Below are 24,594 nucleotides of genomic sequence, written 5' to 3'. Positions count from 1 at the left end.
CTTTGTCCAAAATATCTTTGGGTCGGCATGATGCACCGCGCAAGTTCTTTTTTTTTTGGTGTGAACTGTTATCCCGTGCTACGGAAAATACGGTTTGTTGCAAGCACTTTCCAAAATAACCCCAAAAATTAATATCTTGTAATCACTCCCTCGATTGCATTTTGACCGCATTTTAAGCTCATGAGGTATCACTATCTTGGTTTTCTCGTATTGCTCACTTGGGTGCATCATAGCACGATGGCCCAGGAGGTATATGAGTTGGATACCTTATTCCCGGTACATTCCCTAGATCACGTACTTCGGGTATATCCGGATAAAGAAGGCCTATTATCCCGTGAACAGATTTTAAATGACACTTCCTCAGCATACCTCAAAGGTGATGAACTACCCCGTAACCTCAAGGTTGGTACCGTGTATTGGGGTAAACTAACCCTAATTGCCCGACAACCTTTAAAGGACTGGCGACTGCATTTTCAAGATAAGAAAATCGGAATTCCGGCATGGGGAAAGAGCAACGGTAAGGGCGACGTGTATTTTTATGTCGATGATAAGTTGTTATTTCATAGGAAGACCGGGGTAGAGTATGACAAAGACGCGCGAAACGTACAAGCCAACTGGGTGTTGAACCAGGTCGACCTGAACGGAATACCTTTGAATACTCCAGTGACATTGGTAATTAAGGTAACCGGAAATGCACTGGGTCACCCGGCCTACTTCAATCTTACGGCAAGGAATTCCGAACAGCCCTACTATCATCAGATCTATCAGTTTCACAATAGCTTTAACATATTTATGTTTGGGGTGGCCTTCATCATTTTTATTTATCATTTGCTGCAATTCTTTTATCTCAAAGACCCGGTAATGATGTGGTTTACCATTTGGCTTGGTTTCTGTATGGGTACCTTCGCCATGACCGTCGGACTTTTCATCGGGGATTTTACAAAGAACCGCTTTGAGGTATGGCTACTGATTGCCAACGGTGTCTTTTATTCCTATTGGTTTTTCGGTCGGGCGTTTATCGATTCGAAAAGGAAGTTTCCGAAACTGGATAAGTTTATCCTCGGCCTGGCGCTTTTAATTTTGTTTGAAATTATACTGGTTGCGGCCTATTCCTTTGTTTTTAAACCGCAGACGTTCTATTCGGGCGTCGGTATACATTTTAATGTGCTTCAAATCTATACGATTGCCAGTTTGGTACTATCCATTCTCCTCGTATTCAAAAAAGATCTTTTTGCCCGTTATTTTGGCTGGGGGTCTATTATTGGATCAACCTGCCTTTTAATAGGGACTTTATGGGCCATGCAGATCATCCGGCCCCAGTCTAAATACTTTGTAGATCCATTCGCGGCCGGCATGTTTCTTCAAATGGTCATTTACTCTTTCGGAATGGCCTACCGAAGACAAACGCTCGCCAAACAGGCCGAAAAGGGCAGATTGGAAGCGGAACGTTCCAAATCCGAAATGTTGCGCATCAGGGACCTCGATACGATGAAGACTAGATTTTTCACCAATATCAGCCATGAGTTCAGGACCCCTTTATCACTAATTCAAGGCCCTATCCAACAGGCCAAACGAAGGTATTCGAGCAACGGGGATGGAGCAGGGGTTGCTTTGGCCAAGAGTGATTTCGAGATGGTCCTGAGAAATACCGACCGGCTACAGTCGTTGGTCGATGAACTGTTGGAATTATCCAAACTCGAAGGCGGACAAACAAGGCTCGCTCTTACCTTTCAAGATATCCTGCCTACCATCAAGGCAATCGTATATTCGTTTGAGAGCATGGCGGAAAGGGAAAACATCGACATGGAGGCTACATTTCCGGAAGGGGAGATCAAGGGCTATTTTGACAAAGCAAAACTTGAAAAGGTTATCTACAACCTCCTTTCGAACGCCTTTAAGTATACCTCTTCCGGGGGAACGGTGAAAATCGATACCGAGACGGGGGAAGAAGGATTCAAATTCACCGTCACCGATACGGGAAAGGGAATACCAAAAGCAGATATACCCCATGTTTTTGATCGCTTTTATCGGGTCGAAGGGTCTGAAGAAAAAGGGTCGGGTATTGGGCTGGCGTTGACCAGGGAATTGGTCGTATTGCATAACGGTACTATTTCGGTGGAAAGCGAATCGGGTAAGGGAACCATTTTTCGTATGAACCTTCCCCTCACTTTGGATAGGCTTCCAAAAACGGCAAAAGTAGTCTCAGATGACAATAAGCGAACCGTCATACCCGACAAAAACAATTCGCTGAAAGCTCCTCAGGAAAAACTTCAGAAACAAGAGGATACCTCCTTGCCCATGGCCTTGATCGTGGAAGACAATCCCGATCTGCAATCCTTTATCAGTAACATTCTGGCCAATAGTTATCAGTTGTTGACGGCCGAGGATGGGGACAAAGGTGTGAAACTGGCTGTTGAACACATTCCTGACATCATCCTTACCGACGTCATGATGCCTAAAAAAGATGGGTTCGAATTGTGCAATATCCTGAAAAATGACGCCAGGACAAGCCATATCCCCATTATCATGCTCACTGCCAAGGCCGGCCAGGAAAATAAGATGCAAGGCTTGCAGCAAGGAGCCGACGCCTACGTGACCAAACCATTCGAGGCTGAAGAATTGTTGGTACGGATGCAAAATCTGTTGAACGCTAGAAAACGTCTTTGGGAAAAACTGAAGGATACCCAGGGTATTCTGGTCGAGGATTTGGAGCTTACTTCAATCGATGATGTATTCTTTCAAAAAGTGACGGCTGCTATTGATGCGCATTTGGATGATGATCGTTTTTCGGTGGAGATTTTATCGAAGTCCGTCGGATTTAGCCGTTCCCAATTGCATCGAAAACTAAAGGCACTTCTGGACAAAACACCGAATCAGTTGATTACCGAAATGCGATTGAACAAGGCCAACGAGCTACTAAAAAATAGGGCTTGTTCAGTTTCGGAAGCGGCCTATTCGGTAGGATATGGCAATTTGTCCTATTTTACCAAAAGCTTCAAAGAAAAGTTTGGAATACCTCCTAGTAAAGTGGCAAGTTTCAAAAAATAACACTTCCTCTAGAACTTTTTAAATATTTAATTCGTTGATAATCAACTAAATAAATCGATTGACACAAAAGTGTTAGTCGATGCGATAATAGTGGTAAACCAATCGGTGGCTTCTTTGGAATTTAGCCATGCCATTCCCCTGGAAGTTATACTGAATGTTTCACTAAAAAAAAATTTGATTATGAAAGCGAACGTTAAAGCCGTAGTAGGCGGATCATGCATACTACTGAAATCAACCTTGACCTTAATCGGAATGCTACTCCTCGTGCTATGGGCCGCATCCTGCTCCAAAGATGACGATGGTCCCAGTTTACCAACGGAAACGTTGGATACACAAATAGAGGCCGTTGAACTAATGGCCTTGTCGTACCAAAGTTTTGCAAAGGCCGAGGAGGATGGGTATGCCGTGTTGTCGGAATTCAATCCGTCTCCCTACGTTCCCCAAATGGGTTATCATTATACCAACCGAGCGTTATTGGATGCGACATTTGAAATGGACAAACCAGAAATACTGCTGTATGTCCCGAATGAAATGGGTGTCCTCGAGTTGGTCGGGGTCGAGTATGCAGTTCCCGAAGCCCTTTCGGCCACACCCCCCGAAGGATTTTTAGGAGATGAGGATGTCTGGGAACTCAATCCGAATGTGGCAGGCGGGGCGTGGACCTTGCACGTGTGGGTCGTTATGGACAATCCAAATGGTGTATTTGCGCCCTCGAATCCGAATGTGCCGTCAAGTGATCCTTACATTAAAGCTCAGGAAGAAGCTTTGAAAAAACAGCTGGAAACGGTGACCGAGGTAGCCTTGCCCTATCAGGATTTCTCCAAAGCCGAGGAGGACGGCTACGCCGTGTTGTCGGAGTTCAATCCGTCGCCTTATGTGCCCTACATGGGGTATCACTACACGAATGGTAATCTGCTCGATGGGGTATTTGAACTGGAAAAGCCCGAGATTCTCCTTTATGTGCCCGATGAAGCGGGAAACCTCGAGCTAGTAGGGGTTGAGTATGCGGTCCCGGAGGCATTGTCGCCAAATCCTCCTGAAGGATTTATCGGAGACGCTGACGAATGGGAGTTGAACCCGAATGTAGCGGGAGGGGCATGGACGCTGCACGTGTGGGTGGTTCTGGAGAATCCGGATGGGGTATTCGCTCCGATGAACTCTATGGTTCCGGCCAGTGACCCTTCAGCGGATTGAGGATATTGCTGCTGAAGTACCATGAATCGGTCTTTGTGGCCCTACTAGCTTTAGACGGCCTATACATGAAAGAAAGCTTTTCATAAGGTTTAAAGTGCAGGCTGTACAATACTGCTTACCAAAAGCCCCTTTTTGATTATTTTTAAGTAAACCATCAAAACAATAAATTATGCGATTAAAAATAAACGCTTTATTGACCGCCTTGTTCCTGGTGTTGTTGGCCTGTAAAGACCAAAAACCCACAGAGACCGTCGCCATGGCCAACGACACCATGGAGCCGGAGAATCTGATCGACCGTGGCAAATACATGGTCGATGTTTTGGGCTGTGCCGACTGCCACACTCCAAAGAAAATGACCGCTCACGGACCTGAAAATGACATGTCGCGATATTTAATGGGGTTTGATAGTGCTGAGGGACTTCCACCCGTGCCTGAAAATGTACCCATGGGTCCCTGGGTTTTGTTCAAGGGAGATTTAACGGCCGCCGTGGGTCCGTGGGGGACCTCTTATGCGGGAAATCTGACCCCCCATGAAACAGGGATTGGTACTTGGACGCTGGAACAGTTTACGAAGGCGTTACGGGAAGCCAAGTACAAGGGGCTGGAGGATTCCCGCCCTATGATGCCCCCAATGCCCAGACATTATGCCTATTTGACCGACGAGGATATTGCAGCCATTTTCTCGTATTTAAAATCGATCAAACCACTAGAAAATGTAGTGCCGGGCTATCAACCTCCGTCTACGCCACCAAAATCCTGATTAAATGTGTAATTTCGATCTATGGGTCGAGCGCAGTATACCAAAATGATAAAAACCGAAGCCAAGCGCCTCGGTTTTTTGTCATGTGGTATTTCGAAAGCAGATTTTTTGGAGGAAGAGGCACCCCGACTGGAACAATGGCTCAATCAAAACATGCACGGGGAAATGGGCTATATGGAAAACCATTTCGATAAACGCCTTGATCCCAGGTTATTGGTGGCTGGCGCAAAATCGGTGATTTCCTTACTGCTCAACTATTACCCACAGGAGAAGCAATCGGAAAACACCTATAAAATTTCCAAGTATGCCTATGGTCAGGATTATCACCATGTCATCAAATCGAAATTAAGGCAACTTCAGGAGTTCATTTCAGAACAAATAGGAGAGGTCAACGGTCGGGCTTTTGTAGATTCGGCCCCGGTGTTGGACAAGACCTGGGCCGCGAAAGCCGGACTTGGATGGATAGGGAAACACAGTAATCTGCTTACCCAACAAGTGGGGTCCTATTATTTTATTGCAGAGCTGATCATTGATTTGGAACTGGACTATGACGCCCCCGTTACAGACCATTGCGGTACCTGCACGGCCTGTATAGATGCCTGTCCTACCGAGGCCATCGTAGCACCCTATGTGGTTGACGGAAGCAAATGTATCTCCTACTTCACGATTGAGTTGAAAAATGAAATTCCCAACGATTTCAAGGGAAAATTTGATGATTGGGTCTTTGGTTGCGATGTATGCCAAGACGTTTGTCCCTGGAACCGTTTTTCCAAGTCGCATAACGAACCCCTGTTCAACCCGCACCCCGACTTACTCTCGATGAATAAAAAGGATTGGGAAGAGATCACGGAGGACGTTTTCAGAAAAATATTCAAAAAGTCCGCAGTCAAACGCACGAAGTTTTCAGGCCTTAAAAGAAACATCCGATTTCTAAAATAACAGAAAAGAAATTGAAAAAGCGCCCAAGCCTTCTATCGAGAACACAGCTTAGCCCTACTACAACGTTTTCGCTACTGCACTGCTGGTTTTTACTGTTAAGTTTAAGTTACCTAAACATTTAAAATCTTATATTGTTCGACAGATTAAATCGACCATACCTTTCATTATGACGCAAATGATCAAAAAACCAAGCTTGACCTTTTGGCAGATTTTCAACATGAATGTGGGATTCTTGGGAATCCAGTTCAGTTTCGGATTGCAGCAAACGGCAATCAATCCGGTTTTTTTATTCTTGGGTGCTCCAGAGGATATGTTGCCCATTTTGAACATTGCAGGGCCGGTTACAGGCTTAATAGTGCAACCGCTCATCGGCGCGATTTCCGATAAGACCTGGTCGCCACGCTGGGGTCGGCGAAAGCCCTTTTTCTTGATCGGGGCCATCATTGGCAGTCTGTGTTTGTTCGCATTTCCTTTAAGTCCCGTATTGTGGTTCGCGGTAGGGTTGTTATGGATTTTGGATGTAGGCAATAATATGGCGATGGAGCCTTACCGGGCGTTTGTTGGGGATAAATTGCCTGAAAAGCAGTTGAGTCTGGGCTATCAGATGCAGAGTCTTTTCGTAGGGGCGGGTATCGTATTGGCCAATGCATCTATTTTTTTATTTCAAGATTGGTTCGGTGGGGGTGAGGTCGAAGTTGCCGGATCTATTCCCAAGTGGTTGTATTACTCATTTTTCATCGGGGCTGTTTTGTCGGTGACCACCATTTTGTGGTCCGTACTAAAAACGCCGGAAATTCCTCCTTCCGATGAAGAGCTGGCCGAAATCAATTCGCACAAGGCTTTGCCTTTTTCGGAACGTTTTAAAATGCCTTTTAAAGAAATTTCAAGTGCCGTGAAGGAGATGCCAAAGTTTATGTGGAAACTATCGGCCGTGTATTTGTTTCAGTGGTATGCCTTGTTCGTTTATTGGCAATTCATAACCCCCTTATTCAGAACCACGATGGGATATGACCTCTCACAGGCAGCGGCTCAAGCAGCGAAAATGAGTACTACATACAATATTGCCACGGTGGTAGTGGCCCTGATGCTTGTGCCCCTGACCCTGAAATTTGGGGGAAAGAAAATATATGCGGCCAGTTTGTTCGCCACCGGATTGGCTTTGCTATCGATTCCCTATATAAATGATCCCGTGTACGTATTGTTTCCCATGGTCTTCTTTGGAATCGGTTGGGCCGCCATGATGGGAATTCCCTATACCATGGTATCCAAAATCGTACCCCAGGAACGACGGGGAGTATACATGGGTATTTTAAATATGATGATTGTAATCCCAATGGGAATCGAAACCTTGACCTTTGGGCCCATCTTTAAAAACCTATTGGGAGCCAATGCTGTCAATGCCATGTTGTTCGCAGGGGTCTTCTTTCTTATCGCCGCGGTATTGGCACTACGTTTGAATGTTCAAAAGGCAAAGGAGGAATAGGAAGCCAACGTTACTTCTGAGGGGCTTTAAGGCAGCCAGGCTTCTTTGTTTTGGCATCCCTACACGACGCTCTAAAATGTATTATTAGTTTTAAAGAAAGGTATTGAATTGGTATGCAGTCGTCAATGGTCACCGAACTTTGAACCTAGAACCTCTTTTTTTCCAAACAATACCCCTAAATTTGCTTACCAAAATTGAACTACATGAGCAAAAGGAAGCAACGCCGTGAAGCCTTGATCTATCATGCGAAACCACAGCCGGGTAAGATTAAGATCGTACCCACCAAACCCTACGCCACACAACGCGATCTCGCGTTGGCCTATTCTCCGGGGGTTGCCGAACCTTGCTTGGAAATTGCAAAGAATAAAGACAACGTTTATCGATACACGGCCAAGGGAAATTTGGTAGCTGTTATTAGCAATGGTACCGCGGTATTGGGTTTGGGCGATATAGGCCCGGAGGCTTCCAAGCCTGTGATGGAGGGAAAGAGCCTGTTGTTCAAGATTTTTGCCGATATAGACAGTATGGATATCGAGGTCGATACGAAGGATGTCGATAATTTTGTGGATACCGTAAAGAGAATCGCACCCACATTCGGGGGCATCAACTTGGAAGATATCAAAGCTCCCGAGGCTTTTGAGATTGAGCGGAGACTAAAGGAAGAATTGGACATTCCCGTGATGCATGACGATCAGCACGGTACGGCCATTATATCGGCAGCGGCGCTATTGAATGCATTGGAACTCGCACAGAAAAAAATAGAAGAGGTACAAATCGTTATCAGTGGCGCCGGTGCTGCTGCGGTTTCCTGTACCAAATTGTATAAGGCATTTGGGGCCAAAGCGGAAAATATAGTAATGTTGGATAGCAAAGGAGTTATTCGTAAAGATGCGAAGAACCTTTCCGCTTCCAAGCTTGAATTCGCAACGGATCGAAAAATCGATACCTTGGAGGAAGCCATGAAAGGCGCCGATGTGTTCATAGGCCTTTCCATTGCAGACATCGTGAGTCCTGAAATGTTGAAGAGTATGGCCAAGAATCCCATCGTATTCGCCATGGCCAACCCCGATCCGGAAATCAAATACAATCTGGCGGTAAAAACACGCAAAGACATTATTATGGCTACGGGCCGATCCGACCATCCAAACCAAGTGAATAACGTGCTCGGGTTCCCTTTTATATTCAGAGGTGCCCTAGACGTTCGGGCAACAACCATAAATGAAGAAATGAAAATGGCGGCGGTAAAGGCCTTGGCCGAACTTACCCGGGAACCGGTTCCCGAACAAGTGAATATCGCCTATGGTGAAACCAGACTTACTTTTGGTACGGATTATATCATTCCCAAACCCTTTGATCAACGATTGATCGCCGAAATCCCCCCTGCGGTGGCCAAAGCCGCAATGGACAGCGGTGTTGCCAAATCTCCGATCGAGGACTGGGACCGCTATCGGGAAGAACTATTGCAACGTTCCGGTAGCGACAACAAGCTAGTACGTTTATTACACAGTAGGGCCCGAGTAAAACCCAAACGAATCGTTTTTGCGGAGGCAGATCAGATTGATGTACTGAAAGCGGCCCAAATAGTATATGATGAGAGTATTGCCATCCCGATCTTACTCGGTAACCAAGAAATCATCGCCGAGCTGAAAAACGAGTTGGAGTTCGATGCCGACGTCGAGATCATTGACCCCAAGCATCCTTCTTCCAAAGAGAGCCGCACGAGGTATGCGACCAAATTCTGGGAAAGGCGTCACCGAAGTGGCACTACCCTTTACAGCGCAAAAATACGAATGAAGGAACGCAACTATTACGGCGCCATGATGGTTCGTGAAGGAGATGCCGATGGAATGATATCGGGCTATTCCAGAGCGTATCCTACCGTAGTGAAACCAATTTTTCAGGTGATTGGAAGAGCGGCAAATGTGAAACGGGTTTCCACAGTGAATATCATGAATACCTCCAGAGGGCCTTTATTCTTGGCCGATACTTCTATCAATATCGATCCAAATGCCGAAGAAATTGCCGAAATAGCGCAGATGACCGCGAATGTAGCATCGACTTTTGGGTTTGATCCAGTGTTGGCGCTGTTATCCTATGCTAATTTTGGGTCGTCTTCCCACCCCCATGCACGAAAGGTTCGGGAAGCACTTCGGATTCTCCACGAGAATAATCCCGATCTCGTGGCAGATGGTGAGATTCAAATCGATTTTGCGCTGAACCGAGAGCTACATCAAAGCCAGTTTCCTTTTTCAAAGCTGGCCAGAAAAAAAGTAAATACCCTAATTTTTCCAAATCTAGAATCGGCCAATATCACTTATAAGTTGCTAAAGGAATTTAATGGCGCCGACTCAATAGGGCCCATTATGGTGGGGCTGAGCAAATCGGTGCATATTTTACAGCTAGGTGCCAGTGTAGACGAAATGGTCAATATGACCGCCGTGGCCGTTATCGACGCCCAAGAACGTGAAAAAAGGAAAAAGGCAAAAATGGCAAACAGTGAAGCATAGCCAATATATGGTTTATAGCCCATCTTACTCCTAGGATGCCAACTATCAAACAGACAACACCAACCAAGAAGCCTCGTTTATGATCGACCACCTTAAAGGAAGACTAATAGAAAAGAACCCCACCCATGTGGTAATCGAATGTGCCGGTGTAGGCTACTTTGTGAATATTTCCTTGAATACATACTCCAAGATCGGTGATACGGAAAACATTCAACTTTTTACCCATTTGCAGATTAAGGAAGACTCACACACCTTATTTGGGTTTTACGAAAAGTCCGAGAGGGAGATTTTCCGCCTGCTACTTTCGGTTTCCGGAATCGGATCGAGCACCGCGAGAACCATGCTTTCCTCATTGACGCCCATACAGGTCCGGGATGCAATTGCGGGCAGTGATGTGGCTACCATACAAGGTATCAAGGGAATAGGTGCGAAGACCGCCCAGAGAGTGATTCTGGACCTCAAGGACAAAATTTTAAAAATCTACGATGTAGGTGAAGTTTCCCTTCCTTCAAACAATACAAATAAAGATGAAGCGTTATCTGCTTTAGAGGTACTTGGATTTGTCCGAAAACAAGCCGAAAGGGTTGTTGACAAAGTGCTAGCCCAAGATGCCACTCTAAGCGTTGAGGACATCATAAAACGTACGCTTAAAAATTTGTAAAAAGTTTGAAAACAGGGGCAAAAACAATACTTAAATCTTCATTTAAGGGTTTCTTTCTATTCGCGCTATTTTTTTTAGTTGCGAATGAGGCCTTTGCCCAAGACGATCCCCCCAAAGACGAACAAGAAACAGATTCACTTTTACAACAAGTCGATTCGGTAAAGACAGGATTCGATTTGGGTAAATTGGTGATGGAAAACCCGGAAAGTATAGTTTCCAAATATGTCTACGACCCGAATCTCGATGCTTATATCTATTCCGAGAAAGTGGGCGATTTCAACATTGGATATCCCATAATGTTGACTCCGGAGCAGTATTTGGAACTGGTTCGAAAAGAAGGAATTAAAGATTACTTTAAGGAAAAAGCGGATGCCTATTCCGGTAAGAAGGAGGGTAGCGAAGAGGCAAGAAGAAACCTTTTGCCCAACTTCTACGTCAACAATAACTTTTTTCAATCCGTTTTTGGAGGCAATACTATCGAAGTTATTCCGCAGGGTTCCGTGGCGATGGATCTGGGCGTTATCTGGCAAAAGAACGATAATCCCGCGCTTTCCCCAAGAAACCGTACCAATCTTTCATTCGATTTCGATCAGCGGATCAGTCTGAGCATGTTGGGGAAAATTGGTGAACGGTTACAGGTAACCGCCAATTATGATACCGAGGCTACCTTCGATTTTCAGAATATCGTAAAGCTCGATTATACCCCCACCGAAGACGACATTATCCGAAAAATAGAGGTTGGTAATGTGAATATGCCGCTGAACAGTTCATTGATTCAGGGCGCGCAGAGTTTATTTGGGGTAAAGACCCAACTACAGTTCGGAAAAACTACGGTCACTGCCGTATTTTCCGAACAACGTTCCCAAAACAACACCGTGGTGGCCCAAGGCGGTGGTACCTTGAACGACTTTTCACTTTCGGCCCTGGATTATGATGAGGACAAGCATTTTTTCCTATCACAATATTTTAGGGACAACTATGACGAGGCCTTGGAGAACTACCCCTATATAAAAAGCCAGATTCAGATTACCCGATTGGAGGTGTGGGTCACCAACCGCAGTCAGCAGACCTTGAATGTAAGAAATGTGGTCGCCTTGCAAGACTTGGGAGAAGCAGCTCCGGAGCAAACGCGGGTGGGGCGGCAGAACGGGGTGGGGCTTTCCTTTTTCAATACCGATGCGACCATCGGGAACCTACCAAGGAACAGCGCGAATGACTTTGACCCAGCGTTGATTCTTGCCGGTTCCGGAGCATTGAATAACAGTATACGGGATATCGCTACCGTGGATAACGGGTTTAATCTGGTCGCCTTTAATGCCGGCTATCCCATAAGTCAAGGTACCGACTACGCCATTTTGGAGAATGCCCGAAAATTAGAGCAAGGGAGGGACTATGATTTCAACTCACAACTGGGGTACATATCACTCAACCAACGTTTGAGCAATGATGAGGTCTTGGGTGTGGCATTTCAGTATACCTTCAATGGAAATGTGTACCAGGTTGGTGAATTTGCCAATGGAGGATTGGACGCTACATCGGTCGGTTCGGGGGTCGAACCGATTATCAATAACAATACCCTGATATTAAAGCTTTTGAAAAGTAATATTACCAACATCAGTGATCCAATTTGGGACTTGATGATGAAGAACATTTACGCCACCGGGGCCTTTCAGCTGAGTCAGGAAGATTTCAAATTGAACATCCTGTTTTCCGACCCGACTCCGCGAAACTATATTACGCCTGTCGTAGATGGGCCGGGTAGTGGATGGCCAGAAGGACTGGAAGAACGTATTTTGTTGGATGTGTTCAATCTAGACCGATTGAACATCTACAATGATCTTCAGCCTGGTGGGGACGGATTTTTTGATTTTGTGCCTGGACTCACGGTCGATACCCGGGGGGGACGGATCATTTTTACGAAGGTAGAGCCATTTGGGGAATACCTGTTCGAGACCTTGGCCAATGGCAATGAAGACCAATATGCTACACCCGCAGCATATAATGTGAATCAGGAACGTTATGTATTCAGGGATATGTATGCCCTTACCAAGGCCGCAGCGTTACAGAATCCCGAACAGAATAAGTTCATTTTAAAGGGTCGCTACAAATCGGAAGGAAGCAACGGGATCCCCATTGGAGCCTTTAACGTTCCCAGGGGATCGGTTCGGGTGACTGCCGGTGGAAGACAATTGCAGGAAGGAATCGATTATGTGGTGAACTATCAGGCCGGTACCGTACAGATATTGGACCCCAGTTTGGAAGCTTCCAACACGCCCATCAATATATCCGTAGAAAACAACGCGGTTTTTGGTCAACAGACGAGACGTTTTACAGGGGTAAATGTGGAGCACCAGTTCAACGAAAACTTTGTATTGGGCGGAACCTTGCTCAATCTCAATGAGCGGCCCCTGACCCAAAAAGCGAATTTTGGGATTGAGCCGGTGAATAATACTATTTTTGGTCTTAATGGAAACTTTTCGACCGAAGTGCCCTTCTTGACCCGTTTGGTCAATAAATTGCCCAACATCGACACCGATGTACCTTCGAATTTCTCCTTTAGGGGTGAGGTTGCCGTCTTGCAGCCCAGTTCTCCCAAAAATGCCGATTTTGAAGGCGAAACAACCTCTTATCTCGATGATTTCGAAGGGGCCCAAGCCCTTATCGATATTCGTTCCTCCTTAGGGTGGGTTTTGGCCAGTCCGCCAAAGGTTTTCGCGGATGCGGCGGCCAATAATCTCGAAAAAGGGTATAATCGGGCAAGATTGGCTTGGTACACCATTGACCCGATATTTTACACCAACCAGCGACCGTCCAGTATTAGTGATAGCGATATTTCGGATAATACGGCTCGAAGGGTCTTCATCGATGAGGTTTTTCCCCAAGTAGAAGTAGCCCAAGGGCAGACCCGACAGCAAACTACTCTGGATTTGGCGTACTATCCCCGTTTAAAGGGCCCCTATAACGCCAATCCAAGCTTTACTGAAGGGAGCGAGCAGAACTGGGGAGGTATCATGCGTTCGTTGAGCAGCACCAATTTTGAGCAGGCGAATGTAGAGTTCATACAATTTTGGGTGATGGATCCCTATGCCGATAATATCGGTACCAGCCCTGGAAAGTTGGTTATTGACTTGGGAAACATCACCGAGGACGTATTGCCCGATGGGAGAAAACAGTACGAAAACGGACTCCCGGTCACCCCTGCGGATACCCCGGCAAGGGATACCGAATGGGGTCAGGTGCCCCAGACGCAGGCATTGGTGTATGCTTTCGATGTCGATGAGGCGAGCCGACAGGCACAGGATGTCGGTTTTGACGGCTTGCTCGATAGTGAGGAAGCGGCAATCTATGGGAACGATAATCCGGAGGATCCCGCCAATGATAACTACGAATATTTTTTACAACGGGAAGGAAGCATCCTCAATCGCTATCTACACTTTAACAACACCCAGGGGAATTCCCCCATCGAAGTAACCAACGACAACAGGGGAAATACCACTTTGCCCGATGTAGAGGATATTGATCGCGACCTAACCATGAATACGGTCGATAGCTACTACAGTTATGAAATCGACATAGAACCCGGTACCGATATCGGAGATCGGTACGTAACCGATGTGCGTGATACGGTGTATGCCGCTCCTAGAATCCCGGATGGAAGTACGCGAAGGAGCCGTTGGATACAGTACAAAATTCCATTGAGCGATTTTACCGATCGAGTAGGGGGCATTAGCGACTTTCGTTCGATCAGTAGCATGCGTATGTACTTGACCGGATTCACCGATGATGTGGTGCTGCGTTTCGCTACCTTGGATTTGGTACGAGGCGATTGGCGTACCTATACGAAATCGCTTCGAACGGCTAGCTTGGGTGCCGAACTTCCTCCCGATGAGACGGGAAGTACCCTGGACGTCAACGCGGTGAACATCCAGGAGAATGAGCAGCGAAGTCCCGTCCCCTATGTACTGCCACCCGGGGTGCGCAGGGAACAGCTGAATAATAACAACACCATCGTACAACAGAACGAACAATCCCTTTCCTTGGTGGTCAACAATTTGGGCCCACAGGATTCTCGCGGGGTGTTCAAAAACCTGAACATCGACCTGCGGCAGTATGAAAATTTGAAGATGTTCATACACGCCGAGGAGGTCGGAATCGAGTTACGACCTTCGGTAGCCCCTTTAGCCGGTTTCCTCCGGATTGGAACCGATTTCTCCGAGAATTTCTATCAAATAGAGTTACCCTTGGAATTTACTCCGTGGGGGTCTCGTTCGGAAGAAGCGATTTGGCCCACTGCCAATCGTATGGATATTCCATTGGATGATTTGAAGAGAATCAAATCGTTGCGTATCAACCTCAGAAGCGATAACGTTCCGTTGAGTGAACTCCGCTATTATGAGATTGTAAACGGGGAGGTCGTACCGGTCGGGGAGTTCGATCCGCGAACGCCGGGGCGTTTACGCATCGGAATCAAGGGAAACCCCTCATTGGGAAACATTCGCAGCATGATGGTGGGTGTTAAAAATGTCAGTGATCAAGTACAGGCGGGAGAGGTTTGGTTCAATGAGTTACGGCTCGCAGGCCTTGATAATCAAGGGGGCTGGGCCTCGGTTGTGGCAATGGACGCCAACATTGCCGATTTTGCCAACGTAACCGCGACGGGTAGTACCAGCACTTCCGGTTTTGGGGCTATCGACCAAATGCCGAACGAAAGGGCCAGGGAAGATGCTATCTCCTACGATATAGTTACCAACGTCAACCTTGGTCAATTACTACCTCCGAAGTGGGGTATACAACTGCCCTTCAACTACGGCATATCGGAACAATTGATCACCCCGGAATTCGATCCCGAGTTCGACGACCTGCGATTGGATGACTTAATTGATACCGCAGTCAGTGAGGAAGACGCTGAAAATATACGGGAACGGGCCGAGGATTATACAAAAAGGACCAGCTTGAACCTCATTGGGGTACGTAAGAATAGGGGAGAGGAAGCCGAGGCGAATTTCTATGATATCGAGAATTTCACCTTCAACTATTCCTACAATGAAACACAACACAGGGATTTTGAGATTGAAAGCTTGAACGACCAGAGTGTCGTTGCCGGATTTGTTTATAACCATAATTTTAAACCGGTGGAGGTGGCGCCCTTTGCCAAAAATGATTCCCTTTTTACGGGGAGGTACTGGCAGTGGCTAAAGGAATTGAACCTGAGTTTATTGCCCACAAGTGTCTCGGTCAATTCGGATATCAATAGGCAATTCAATCGACAGACCTTTCGAAATGTTATTCCGGCCGGTGAAGACCCCGAGAACTTTTTATCGCTTCCCGAATTACAGCAACGCAACTATTTATTCAATTGGCAATACGCCGTGAACTATAGCCTCACCAAGTCTTTGCGGTTGAACCTCACGGCCTCCAACAACCGTATCGTCCGCAACTATTTGGAAGACCCAAACAATCCCGAATCCGAGATTGATAAGGCGCTGGGACTATGGGACGGTTTTTGGGATTTGGGAGAACCCAACCGGCATTCCCAGCAAATGCAGTTGAACTATGAGATTCCCTTTGCCAAGATTCCCGCGCTGGATTTTATCAATGCCCAGTATTCGTACACCAGCAATTACGATTGGCAGCGGGGGGGCGATGCCCTCAATTTGGCGGTCGCCGAACAGCAGAATCCCGATGTGCCCAGAGAGAATCTCGATATCGTTTCGATCAACAACATTCAAAATTCAAATTCGCATAACATAACGGCCTCCATGACCTTGCAGAAGTTCTACGACCTAATCGGTCTAAAAAAGAACGATGGTAAGTCGGTAGCCAGCCAAGCTCCGGTACGGAGGGACAAAGCGGGTAATCCCGCTGAAGGCACGGGAAATACCCCTAAAAAGACAAGTGGGCTTTGGAATACCGCTGTTGATATCGTGACCATGGTAAAGCGGTTGAATGTCAATTATAATGAAACCAATGGTACGGTACTCCCCGGCTATACGCAAAATGTTGGTTTTATCGGTTCCACACGACCTACTTTGGGCTTTGTATTCGGTAGTCAGTCCGACGTACGTTTTGAAGCGGCCCGTAATGGTTGGTTGACCAGTTTTGATGGGTTCAACGAACAGTTTATCAGACGTACCAACAAGCAGTTGAATATCACGGCAACGGCACAACCCACGCCCGATATTACCATCGATTTGGTGGCCGACAGGCAGTTTTCCAACAGCTTGCAGGAGAACTATGAGCTTGATTTTACGACACCGGAGGTGTATCAGAGCCTCACCCCCAACAACTTTGGAAACTTCAGTATCTCCACGATGATGATCGGTACCGCTTTTGGAAAGAGCGATGAATTTGATTCGGAGACTTTCGAGGAGTTCAAACAAAATAGGATCACTATCGCGAATCGTTTGGTAAACGACCGTGGGCAAGTTCCGGGAACCTTGGATGACGACGGTTTTCCAGAACTGTACGGAAAAACCAGTCAAGATGTGCTGCTCCCGGCTTTTTTTGCTGCCTATACCGGGCAAGATGTCAATAGGGTAAATTTGGATATTTTTAGGGAAATACCCATTCCGAACTGGAACATCAAGTACACGGGTTTAATGCGCAACAAATGGTTCAAAAAGAAATTCAAACGGTTTTCGGTACAGCATGGGTATCGTGCGGCCTATAGCATTAATTCATTTCAGACGAACTTGGAACGTCAACAATTGATAAAGGACGGTCTTCCGGCGGTCGACCCGGAAACGAACGATTTGCTTCCTGAGTTGATTTTGAACAATGTGGTCCTAACAGATCAGTTCAATCCGTTGGTCCGTCTGGACTTCGAAATGCAGAATTCGGTGAGCGTATTGGCCGAAGTGCGCACCGATCGTGCCCTATCATTGAGTTTGGATAATAACTTGATGACCGAGATCAATGGCAAGGAATACACCCTTGGTTTGGGATATCGCGTCAAGGATGTACAGTTCGTCACCAATATTGGAGGCAATAAAACACGTCTCAAGGGGGATTTGAACCTCAAGGCCGACTTGAGTCTGCGGGACAATATTACCATCATAAGAAACCTCGACATCGACAACAACCAGATTACGGCGGGGCAGAACCTTTTGTCCATCAAGTTTACGGCCGACTATGCCTTGAGCAAGAACCTGAACGCGCTCTTCTTTTACGACCATTCGTTCTCCCAATTTGCGGTATCGACCGCTTTCCCACAGACAACGATCAATACCGGCTTTACGTTGCGATACAACTTCGGGAACTAGTAAGGAAGTTAGTGATCGGTATTCAGTTGGCAGTTGCAGTAGATAGGAATTCGTATCAAGCTTCCAGCTTCCAGACTTCGTCACATGATATTGAGCATCCAGCATCCTTCACCTAGCATCCAATATTCAGCAATTTCTGAATTTGTATTTGAGTTTGAACTTTCAATGGTAGCGAACCTCAACTTTTTTTGAATACCTTCCCCTAATCCGTTACATTTGTCCGACTAATTAATGCCATAAAAATGAATATACCATCAGAATTAAAGTATACCAAAGACCACGAATGGGTGCGTGTGGAAGGTGATATCGCTACAGTGGGAATTACCGATTTTGCGCAAGGTGAATTGGGTGATATCGTCTACGTCGAGGTAGAAACCGTTGATGAAACCCTGGATAGGGAGGAGGTTTTTGGCACGGTAGAGGCGGTAAAAACGGTTTCCGATCTGTTCCTTCCGTTAAGTGGGGAAATTATCGAATTCAATGCTGCCCTGGAAGATGAGCCCGAAAAAGTGAATTCGGATCCCTACGGTGAAGGATGGATGGTAAAAATTAAGCTGAGCACGCCGTCGGAAGTAGACGATTTGCTTAGTGACGAAGGCTACAAGGAGCTAATCGGTGCTTAGAAAATCAAGGTTCACGCTCGCCTTTTTTGTATGGATGGCTGCGGTGACCTTTCTGAGCCTTGGTTCTTTTTCGAATACCGACCTACCCGATATTCGTATTCCAAGTTTTGATAAAGTGGTGCACTTTGGCTTCTATTTCGGGGCTGTGATACTTGGCTGTTTCTTTGTCAGGGAACGTACCTCTGGGAATTATGGTTTTAAAAAGACCCTATTTATCATGTTCTTCGTGGCCTTGGTTTATGGTACAATTATTGAGGTATTACAAGCGGAACTGACCACCCAAAGAGACGGAAATACATATGATGCCCTGGCAAATTCAATTGGGGCTTTGGCCGGTACATTTGTCATATGGTCGTTATTTGCAGGTAAAAGACAATTAAAATGGAAGTATTAATTGTTTTTTTTAGGATTATTTAATTAAATTAGCAATCACTAAAACTCATAGATATGGAAGTTAAAAAGAATCCGAAGGCGGATGTAGGAAGAAACAGCGGCCTCTATTTTGTAATAGGGTTGGCCTTGGTGATGTTGATCGTATGGCGTGCATTGGAATGGAAAACATATGAGGACGACAACAATTACGATATCTCCATGAACGTGGACGATATGTTGGATGAGGAAGTACCGATGACCGAACAGATCAAGACCCCTCCACCACCACCACCTCCGGCTGCCCCGGAGATTATTGAGGTTGTCGAGGATGAAGAAGAAGTAGAGGAAACCGTAATCGAGTCTACCGAGACGAGTCAGGAAGAAGAAATTGTTGAGATAGATGACGTTGAGGTAGAAGAAGTCGAAGAGGATGTAGACGTACCTTTTGCAGTTATCGAGGATGTACCGATTTTTCCCGGCTGTGAGGGGGAAAGCGATAAAAGGGCTTGCTTTCAGAGCATGATGCAAAAGCACATCAGCAAAAACTTCCGTTATCCTGAAATAGCTCAAGAAATGGGTGTTCAAGGCCGGGTAAGCGTAATGTTCGTTATCCAGAAAGACGGTAGTATCGGAAATATCAGAATGCGTGGTCCGGACAAGAACTTGGAAAAAGAGGCTGCCAGAATCATCGGAAAACTTCCTAAGATGACACCGGGCAAGCAACGGGGAAGAGCGGTACGGGTACCTTTCAGTATCCCAATTACCTTCAAGCTTCAGTAGTAAGAACGAAATTTTGAAAAAGTCCGATCATTCATTTGAGTCGGACTTTTTTTGTGGGTTTGTATTTCGTTACAACGGTTTTAAACTTTTGTAAAAGGTCTCTCGGAGACGTTCGGGTTTTATCTAGCCATTTCCATGCTTTTCATTATATGCTGCCGTTAAGGTAGTATCCGCAATAACTTGTTCCAGCGATTTTCCCGCATCGATTTGTGCCTGTACCTTGGCTTTGATATCTTCCAACATCGATATATATAACTTTAACCCTGCCCGATTGGAAGGTCTACCATGCCCGGGAATTATTTTGGTATCTTCATTGATGACCAGAAGGGCCTTTTTACGGGCATCGATATAGCCCCGGACACTCCAGCCACTTTTAAGGTCAATAAAAGGATATCGTCCCGAAAAATAGGTATCACCCATGTGCAAGACATTGTTTTGCATAAAGTAGACCAATTGCATCACCATCGGTATGCGCTTGGTGGACGTGAAAGGCCATAATGGTTTCCTCACCATCATAACAGGTGGCATCTTCCGAAAAAGTAACTTCGGGCGGACTTTTACGGTAGTCATCCAATGAAATCTCCTGAGCTTCCAATTTTGCTTTTTGGTTGCCCATGATTCGGGTACGTACATTGTCCTGGGCTATCAATACCGTGTTTTTGGAATTGAATTTGGCGTTCCCTCCCGAATGGTCCCTGTGCATATGGGTATTGAACAAATAGGCAATAGGTTGTTCTGTCAAGGTGCCAATGGCCGTCTTGATTTTACCGCTCAGACGATCAAACTGGTCGTCGATCATAAAAACATGTTCCTGTCCGACATAGATGCCAATGTTACCCCCTTATCCAGTGAGCATATAAAGTTGTTGGGATAGGGTGTCTATAGTAATAATGACCTCCTTTTCCTGGGCGTTAAATTCGGTAAGACCCATCAGAAACAAAGACATTAGTAAAATCGACAGTCGTTTTTTTATGGTTGCAAGTGTTATATTTTTCCAAATATAGGATAAACCTCTCCATTTCGTTGCAGAAATAGCGGTTGCAGGCTATCTTTGCAGCCGTTAAAAACGACAGATGAAAACTGCGGTGGGTACGGCGATAAATACCTCTTGGTCTTTGGCTTTCTCCGATTTCAAGGAGATCACGAAAGCCAGGCTTGCCGTAAGTGTTGTTTTCTCTTCAATCGCAGGTTACTTTTTAGGGGCCGACCAAATTAGTTGGCTTTCCATCATACTGCTTGCTTTTGGTGGCTATTGTATGGTGGGCGCTTCGAACGCGTATAATCAGGTGATAGAGAAAGACCTCGATGCCCTGATGAAGCGTACTATGAACAGACCGATACCCGCCGGTAGAATGTCTGTAAACAAGGCGATGGCGATTGCAATTACGCTTACGCTTCTGGGAGTTGTTTCACTCTATTATCTGAACCCGAAAACCGCCATGTTCGGAGCGATTTCGATTTTTCTGTATACGAGTGTCTACACCCCTCTAAAGACCAAAACCCCCTTGGCCGTTTTTGTAGGCGCCTTTCCCGGTGCAATACCTTTTATGCTGGGGTGGGTGGCCGCTACGAACGATTTTGGAATAGAGCCAGGGACGTTGTTCATGATTCAGTTTTTTTGGCAATTCCCCCACTTCTGGGCGTTAGGGTGGATGCTTGACGATGACTATAGAAAAGGTGGGTTCAAGATGCTGCCCACCGGTAAGAAGGACGGGGCGACCGCCTTGCAGATCATCATGTACACCATTTGGATGTTGGTTATTTCCGTCATTCCCGTATTCGGAATTACCGGGACCTTACAATTGTCGATACCCGCTGCCATACTGGTTTTTTTGATGGGGTTGGTCATGTTGTTGTTTGCGTTTAGATTGTACGAAAAAAGGGATAATGCATCCGCCAGAAAGCTCATGTTGGCGAGTGTGAGTTATATCACCTTGATGCAACTGGTATATGTGGCGGATAAAATGATACGGATATGGATTTGACCCGAGGCACCGAGAAAGAGAAAACCGACAGGGCAAAGAAAATGATGCTCTGGTTCGGTATCGTTAGTTTACTAATGGGATTTGCAGGGTGGACCAGTGCCTATATCGTGAGTAGTAGCCGTGAGGATTGGATTTCGGATATACAGTTGCCAAACTCCTTTTTTGTGAGTACTGCCGTGATTCTAGTAAGTAGCATCACATACATCCTTGCAAAAAAAGCCATAGCAACGAACAATAGCAAAAGAGGTACTTCACTATTGTGGGGTACCTTGGGTTTGGGAATCGCCTTTATTGTACTCCAGTTCCGTGGTTTTGAAGAGATGTTGGCCAACGGGTATTATTTCACCGGACCTACCAGCAACATCAAAATGTCCTATGTGTTCCTGATTGCCGCGGTACACATAGCGCACGTGGTGGCGGGCCTCCTTTCATTATCGGTGGTGTTGTATAAACAAGTTAAGGGAAAATACTCTTCCCAAGAATACTTGGGAGTTTCCTTGGGAGCCACATTTTGGCATTTTCTGGATCTTTTATGGATCTATCTAATGCTATTTATGACCTTTGTGAAATAATAATTTGATGGAAAGACTGTTTTGATAACAATTCAGCTTTTGTATGGGCGAAAAAAATGTAAATTTGCACAAACTTTAACCATTCTTTATAATTTATGGATTCTACGGTAACATCAGCTTCGGAAGAAAACGTTTGGGGAGGTGGAAATAGACCCCTAGGTGCCAGTTACGGCAAATTAATGATGTGGTTCTTCCTAGTTTCGGATGCTTTGACGTTCTCCGGATTTTTGGCTGCCTACGGTTTTTCAAGATTCAAATTTATCGAGACTTGGCCCATTGCAGACGAGGTATTTACCCACGTTCCGTTTTTCCATGGGAACTTTCCCATGTACTACGTGGCCTTCATGACCTTTATTCTGATTATGTCATCCGTAACGATGGTACTCGCCGTGGATGCAGGACATAGAATGAAGAAAAACGCCGTAATCTGGTATATGTTCCTGACCATTATCGGAGGTGCCATTTTCGTCGGTTCCCAGGCGTGGGAATGGGCAACTTTTATAAAGGGAGATTATGGCGCGATCGAGACCAGGGGGGGTAGGATTTTACAGTTTGTAAGTGCCGAGACCGGTGAACGCTTGGCGCTGTCGGAATTTGCCGAAACCATACCCGATGAAAGGGAAAAACTGACGAGAAATGAGGGTGTTTGGTTTATGTCCGAAGGGTATCTGCCAAGTTATACCGTCACCGAGGTGATTGAAGGTCTAAAAGCAAATACCGATGTGCTCATACGGACGGAACAGATCAGTGAGGAAGGGGAAAAGGTAGTTTTGGATAGGAATGCTTCCCTGGAAAAAATCAAAGACGGCACTTTGGTTGTAGAAGGTGCCAACCTTATTAGAAACGAATATGGCAGCAGATTATTTGCCGATTTCTTTTTCTTTATCACCGGATTTCATGGCTTCCACGTATTCTCTGGGGTCGTTATCAATATTATTATTTTCTTTAATGTTATTTTAGGTACCTATGAGCGTAGGGGACATTATGAAATGGTCGAGAAAGTAGGGTTGTACTGGCACTTTGTTGATTTGGTGTGGGTATTTGTATTTACCTTTTTCTATCTCGTATAACATAGTTGAATGAGCGCCTTGGTGCCCAGCGTGGTTTTGGTAGGGCGTAACTTTTTAAAAATTATATTGCAGTAAGTATGGCACACGAACACAAATTAGAGATTTTCCGGGGACTTCTGAAGTTCAAGTCGAACACTTCCAAAATTTGGGGGGTTCTGATTTTTTTATCGGTAGTGACGGCGATTGAGGTCGCTTTAGGTATTACAAAGCCAGCGGTTCTCACAGGAAACACCTTTTTGGGAATGAAATTGTTGAACTGGATATTCATTCTCTTGACCTTGGTAAAAGCGTATTATATCGCATGGGATTTCATGCACCTCAGGGATGAGAAGACTTCGCTTCGGAGAACAGTGGTATGGACCCCTATCTTCCTGGTAGCCTATTTGATTTTTATTCTGTTGTTCGAGGCCGATTATGTTTACAATGTGTACAAAGACGGTTACATAAAATGGAATTTTTAACAGTGCACTAAACTATAACCCATAATAGAGAAAAGACGGTTTTCGAACCGTCTTTTCTTGGTTTAGGTATCGAATAGTACAAAATATAGGGTTGTACATGTTTCGTGAACTTGCCGGAACCGGTGGATTTCTCTTAAAGGAATTTTCCCTATTGGGATAATGTTAAGAATTACGAGGAACGGGTTTTTCTTTTTCTGTTTTATCTTTGCCATCAACTTGGATTTATGAAAAAAACGGTTGTTTTAGTTGCCCTCTTCGTACTGCCCATTGTGGCCTATCTCTTTTTTTTGTCGGGTACGAATAATTTTGGAAGGCTTCCGACGCTTACCGAAAATGTAGTCGATATCGATGACGTAGATAGCGGGGTTTCCTTTAAGGACAAGATTACGATTCTGGGTTTTCTGGGGCGTGATGTTCAGCTGAAAAAAGCGAATGCCTTCAATTTAAACCAGAAAATATACAAGCGGTTTTACGAGTTCAATGATTTTCAATTCATTATGATGGTGCCAGAAGGTATGGAATCCGAAGTGGCAGCCCTTAAGAGCGAATTAGGTACTTTTACCGATACCCAAAAATGGGTGTTTGTTTTTGCCAAGGAGCTGGAAATTCGGACCGTATTCGAAGGCCTTGAAACCGATTTGAAACTGAACACGGACCTTTCGACTCCCTATGTTTTTATCATTGATAAAGACGGCAATCTTCGTGGACGTACCGATGATGAGGATGAGGGTACCAAATATGGGTTCGACACTACTTCCGTCGCCGAACTAAACAATAAAATGGAGGATGACGTTAAGATTATTTTGGCCGAGTACCGACTGGCACTTAAAAAAAACACGGCGCGAAGGGATAAGTAACGGGACTTTGCGGTAATGGC

Annotated in this window: 18 protein-coding genes; 16 read left to right on the top strand and 2 right to left on the bottom strand. The window is 45.6% G+C overall.

Annotation, left to right across the window (positions count from 1 at the left end; genetic code table 11):
- Positions 1–180 precede the first annotated feature (180 nt).
- The 11 genes from FK220_RS03400 (at position 181) to FK220_RS03350 (ending at position 19,629) form a co-directional block, all read left to right on the top strand.
- Positions 181–3,048, top strand: coding sequence for a hybrid sensor histidine kinase/response regulator transcription factor (locus FK220_RS03400; RefSeq protein WP_152572867.1), 2,868 nt, complete (start codon positions 181–183; stop codon positions 3,046–3,048).
- 180 nt (positions 3,049–3,228) lie between these two features.
- Positions 3,229–4,242, top strand: coding sequence for a hypothetical protein (locus FK220_RS03395; protein WP_152572866.1), 1,014 nt, complete (start codon positions 3,229–3,231; stop codon positions 4,240–4,242).
- Positions 4,243–4,411: 169 nt separating this feature from the next.
- Complete coding sequence (locus FK220_RS03390) at positions 4,412–5,002, top strand: c-type cytochrome (protein WP_152572865.1); 591 nt, start codon at positions 4,412–4,414, stop codon at positions 5,000–5,002.
- A gap of 21 nt (positions 5,003–5,023) precedes the next feature.
- Entirely contained in the window at positions 5,024–5,941 is a 918-nt protein-coding gene (gene queG, locus FK220_RS03385) for a tRNA epoxyqueuosine(34) reductase QueG (protein WP_152572864.1), read from the top strand.
- Between the two features lie 166 nt (positions 5,942–6,107).
- Complete coding sequence (locus FK220_RS03380; RefSeq protein WP_152572863.1) at positions 6,108–7,424, top strand: MFS transporter; 1,317 nt, start codon at positions 6,108–6,110, stop codon at positions 7,422–7,424.
- Between the two features lie 203 nt (positions 7,425–7,627).
- The gene (locus tag FK220_RS03375) at positions 7,628–9,931 is read left to right on the top strand and encodes an NADP-dependent malic enzyme (RefSeq protein WP_152572862.1); all 2,304 of its coding nucleotides are present in this window, start codon (positions 7,628–7,630) and stop codon (positions 9,929–9,931) included.
- A gap of 79 nt (positions 9,932–10,010) precedes the next feature.
- A complete protein-coding gene (gene ruvA, locus FK220_RS03370; protein WP_152572861.1) occupies positions 10,011–10,592 on the top strand; it encodes a Holliday junction branch migration protein RuvA in 582 nt (193 codons plus the stop codon).
- A gap of 5 nt (positions 10,593–10,597) precedes the next feature.
- On the top strand, positions 10,598–17,854 hold the full coding sequence (gene sov / locus FK220_RS03365; protein ID WP_152572860.1) for a T9SS outer membrane translocon Sov/SprA: 7,257 nt from the start codon (positions 10,598–10,600) through the stop codon (positions 17,852–17,854).
- Positions 17,855–18,096: 242 nt separating this feature from the next.
- Complete coding sequence (gene gcvH, locus FK220_RS03360) at positions 18,097–18,477, top strand: glycine cleavage system protein GcvH (RefSeq protein ID WP_152572859.1); 381 nt, start codon at positions 18,097–18,099, stop codon at positions 18,475–18,477.
- On the top strand, positions 18,470–18,871 hold the full coding sequence (locus FK220_RS03355; RefSeq protein WP_152572858.1) for a VanZ family protein: 402 nt from the start codon (positions 18,470–18,472) through the stop codon (positions 18,869–18,871). Before gcvH ends, FK220_RS03355 begins: the two co-directional genes overlap by 8 nt.
- A 53-nt stretch (positions 18,872–18,924) precedes the next feature.
- Positions 18,925–19,629: an energy transducer TonB gene (locus tag FK220_RS03350; protein ID WP_152572857.1), complete on the top strand. Its 705-nt coding sequence runs from the start codon at positions 18,925–18,927 to the stop codon at positions 19,627–19,629.
- A gap of 123 nt (positions 19,630–19,752) precedes the next feature.
- On the opposite strand, the gene FK220_RS20025 is transcribed toward FK220_RS03350, so the two are convergent.
- On the bottom strand, positions 19,753–20,049 hold the full coding sequence (locus tag FK220_RS20025) for an MBL fold metallo-hydrolase (protein WP_238718879.1): 297 nt from the start codon (positions 20,047–20,049) through the stop codon (positions 19,753–19,755).
- Positions 20,042–20,428: an MBL fold metallo-hydrolase gene (locus FK220_RS20020; RefSeq protein WP_238718878.1), complete on the bottom strand. Its 387-nt coding sequence runs from the start codon at positions 20,426–20,428 to the stop codon at positions 20,042–20,044. Before FK220_RS20020 ends, FK220_RS20025 begins: the two co-directional genes overlap by 8 nt.
- Before the next feature lie 274 nt (positions 20,429–20,702).
- Here FK220_RS20020 and cyoE point away from each other — a divergent pair, with 274 nt between their 5' ends.
- From cyoE to FK220_RS03320, 5 genes are all read left to right on the top strand, one after another.
- The gene (gene cyoE / locus FK220_RS03340) at positions 20,703–21,614 is read left to right on the top strand and encodes a heme o synthase (RefSeq protein ID WP_152572856.1); all 912 of its coding nucleotides are present in this window, start codon (positions 20,703–20,705) and stop codon (positions 21,612–21,614) included.
- Positions 21,605–22,186, top strand: a complete 582-nt coding sequence (locus tag FK220_RS03335) for a cytochrome c oxidase subunit 3 (RefSeq protein ID WP_152572855.1) — start codon at positions 21,605–21,607, stop codon at positions 22,184–22,186. The genes cyoE and FK220_RS03335 overlap by 10 nt, the downstream gene beginning before the upstream one ends.
- Positions 22,187–22,281: 95 nt before the next feature.
- Positions 22,282–23,256, top strand: a complete 975-nt coding sequence (locus FK220_RS03330; protein WP_152572854.1) for a cytochrome c oxidase subunit 3 — start codon at positions 22,282–22,284, stop codon at positions 23,254–23,256.
- Positions 23,257–23,333: 77 nt separating this feature from the next.
- Positions 23,334–23,717: a cytochrome C oxidase subunit IV family protein gene (locus tag FK220_RS03325; protein WP_152572853.1), complete on the top strand. Its 384-nt coding sequence runs from the start codon at positions 23,334–23,336 to the stop codon at positions 23,715–23,717.
- 224 nt (positions 23,718–23,941) lie between these two features.
- Complete coding sequence (locus FK220_RS03320; protein ID WP_152572852.1) at positions 23,942–24,574, top strand: hypothetical protein; 633 nt, start codon at positions 23,942–23,944, stop codon at positions 24,572–24,574.
- Positions 24,575–24,594: the final 20 nt, after the last annotated feature.

This window comes from Pelagihabitans pacificus (assembly GCF_009371985.2).
GTDB classification, from domain to species: domain Bacteria; phylum Bacteroidota; class Bacteroidia; order Flavobacteriales; family Flavobacteriaceae; genus Pelagihabitans; species Pelagihabitans pacificus.
This window is presented reverse-complemented; position numbering and strand designations above follow the sequence as displayed.

Excerpts from the sequence above, each read along its gene's own strand:
- FK220_RS03375 (WP_152572862.1), top strand. The coding sequence starts at position 7,628 with ATGAGCAAAAGGAAGCAACGCCGTGAAGCCTTGATCTATCATGCGAAA.
- FK220_RS03335 (WP_152572855.1), top strand. The coding sequence starts at position 21,605 with ATGGATTTGACCCGAGGCACCGAGAAAGAGAAAACCGACAGGGCAAAG.
- FK220_RS20025 (WP_238718879.1), bottom strand. The coding sequence starts at position 20,049 with ATGGGTGATACCTATTTTTCGGGACGATATCCTTTTATTGACCTTAAA.
- FK220_RS20020 (WP_238718878.1), bottom strand. The coding sequence starts at position 20,428 with ATGATCGACGACCAGTTTGATCGTCTGAGCGGTAAAATCAAGACGGCC.
- FK220_RS03325 (WP_152572853.1), top strand. The coding sequence starts at position 23,334 with ATGGCACACGAACACAAATTAGAGATTTTCCGGGGACTTCTGAAGTTC.
- cyoE (WP_152572856.1), top strand. The coding sequence starts at position 20,703 with ATGAAAACTGCGGTGGGTACGGCGATAAATACCTCTTGGTCTTTGGCT.
- FK220_RS03330 (WP_152572854.1), top strand. The coding sequence starts at position 22,282 with ATGGATTCTACGGTAACATCAGCTTCGGAAGAAAACGTTTGGGGAGGT.
- FK220_RS03320 (WP_152572852.1), top strand. The coding sequence starts at position 23,942 with ATGAAAAAAACGGTTGTTTTAGTTGCCCTCTTCGTACTGCCCATTGTG.
- FK220_RS03380 (WP_152572863.1), top strand. The coding sequence starts at position 6,108 with ATGACGCAAATGATCAAAAAACCAAGCTTGACCTTTTGGCAGATTTTC.
- FK220_RS03400 (WP_152572867.1), top strand. The coding sequence starts at position 181 with ATGAGGTATCACTATCTTGGTTTTCTCGTATTGCTCACTTGGGTGCAT.
- queG (WP_152572864.1), top strand. The coding sequence starts at position 5,024 with ATGGGTCGAGCGCAGTATACCAAAATGATAAAAACCGAAGCCAAGCGC.
- ruvA (WP_152572861.1), top strand. The coding sequence starts at position 10,011 with ATGATCGACCACCTTAAAGGAAGACTAATAGAAAAGAACCCCACCCAT.
- FK220_RS03350 (WP_152572857.1), top strand. The coding sequence starts at position 18,925 with ATGGAAGTTAAAAAGAATCCGAAGGCGGATGTAGGAAGAAACAGCGGC.
- gcvH (WP_152572859.1), top strand. The coding sequence starts at position 18,097 with ATGAATATACCATCAGAATTAAAGTATACCAAAGACCACGAATGGGTG.
- FK220_RS03395 (WP_152572866.1), top strand. The coding sequence starts at position 3,229 with ATGAAAGCGAACGTTAAAGCCGTAGTAGGCGGATCATGCATACTACTG.
- FK220_RS03390 (WP_152572865.1), top strand. The coding sequence starts at position 4,412 with ATGCGATTAAAAATAAACGCTTTATTGACCGCCTTGTTCCTGGTGTTG.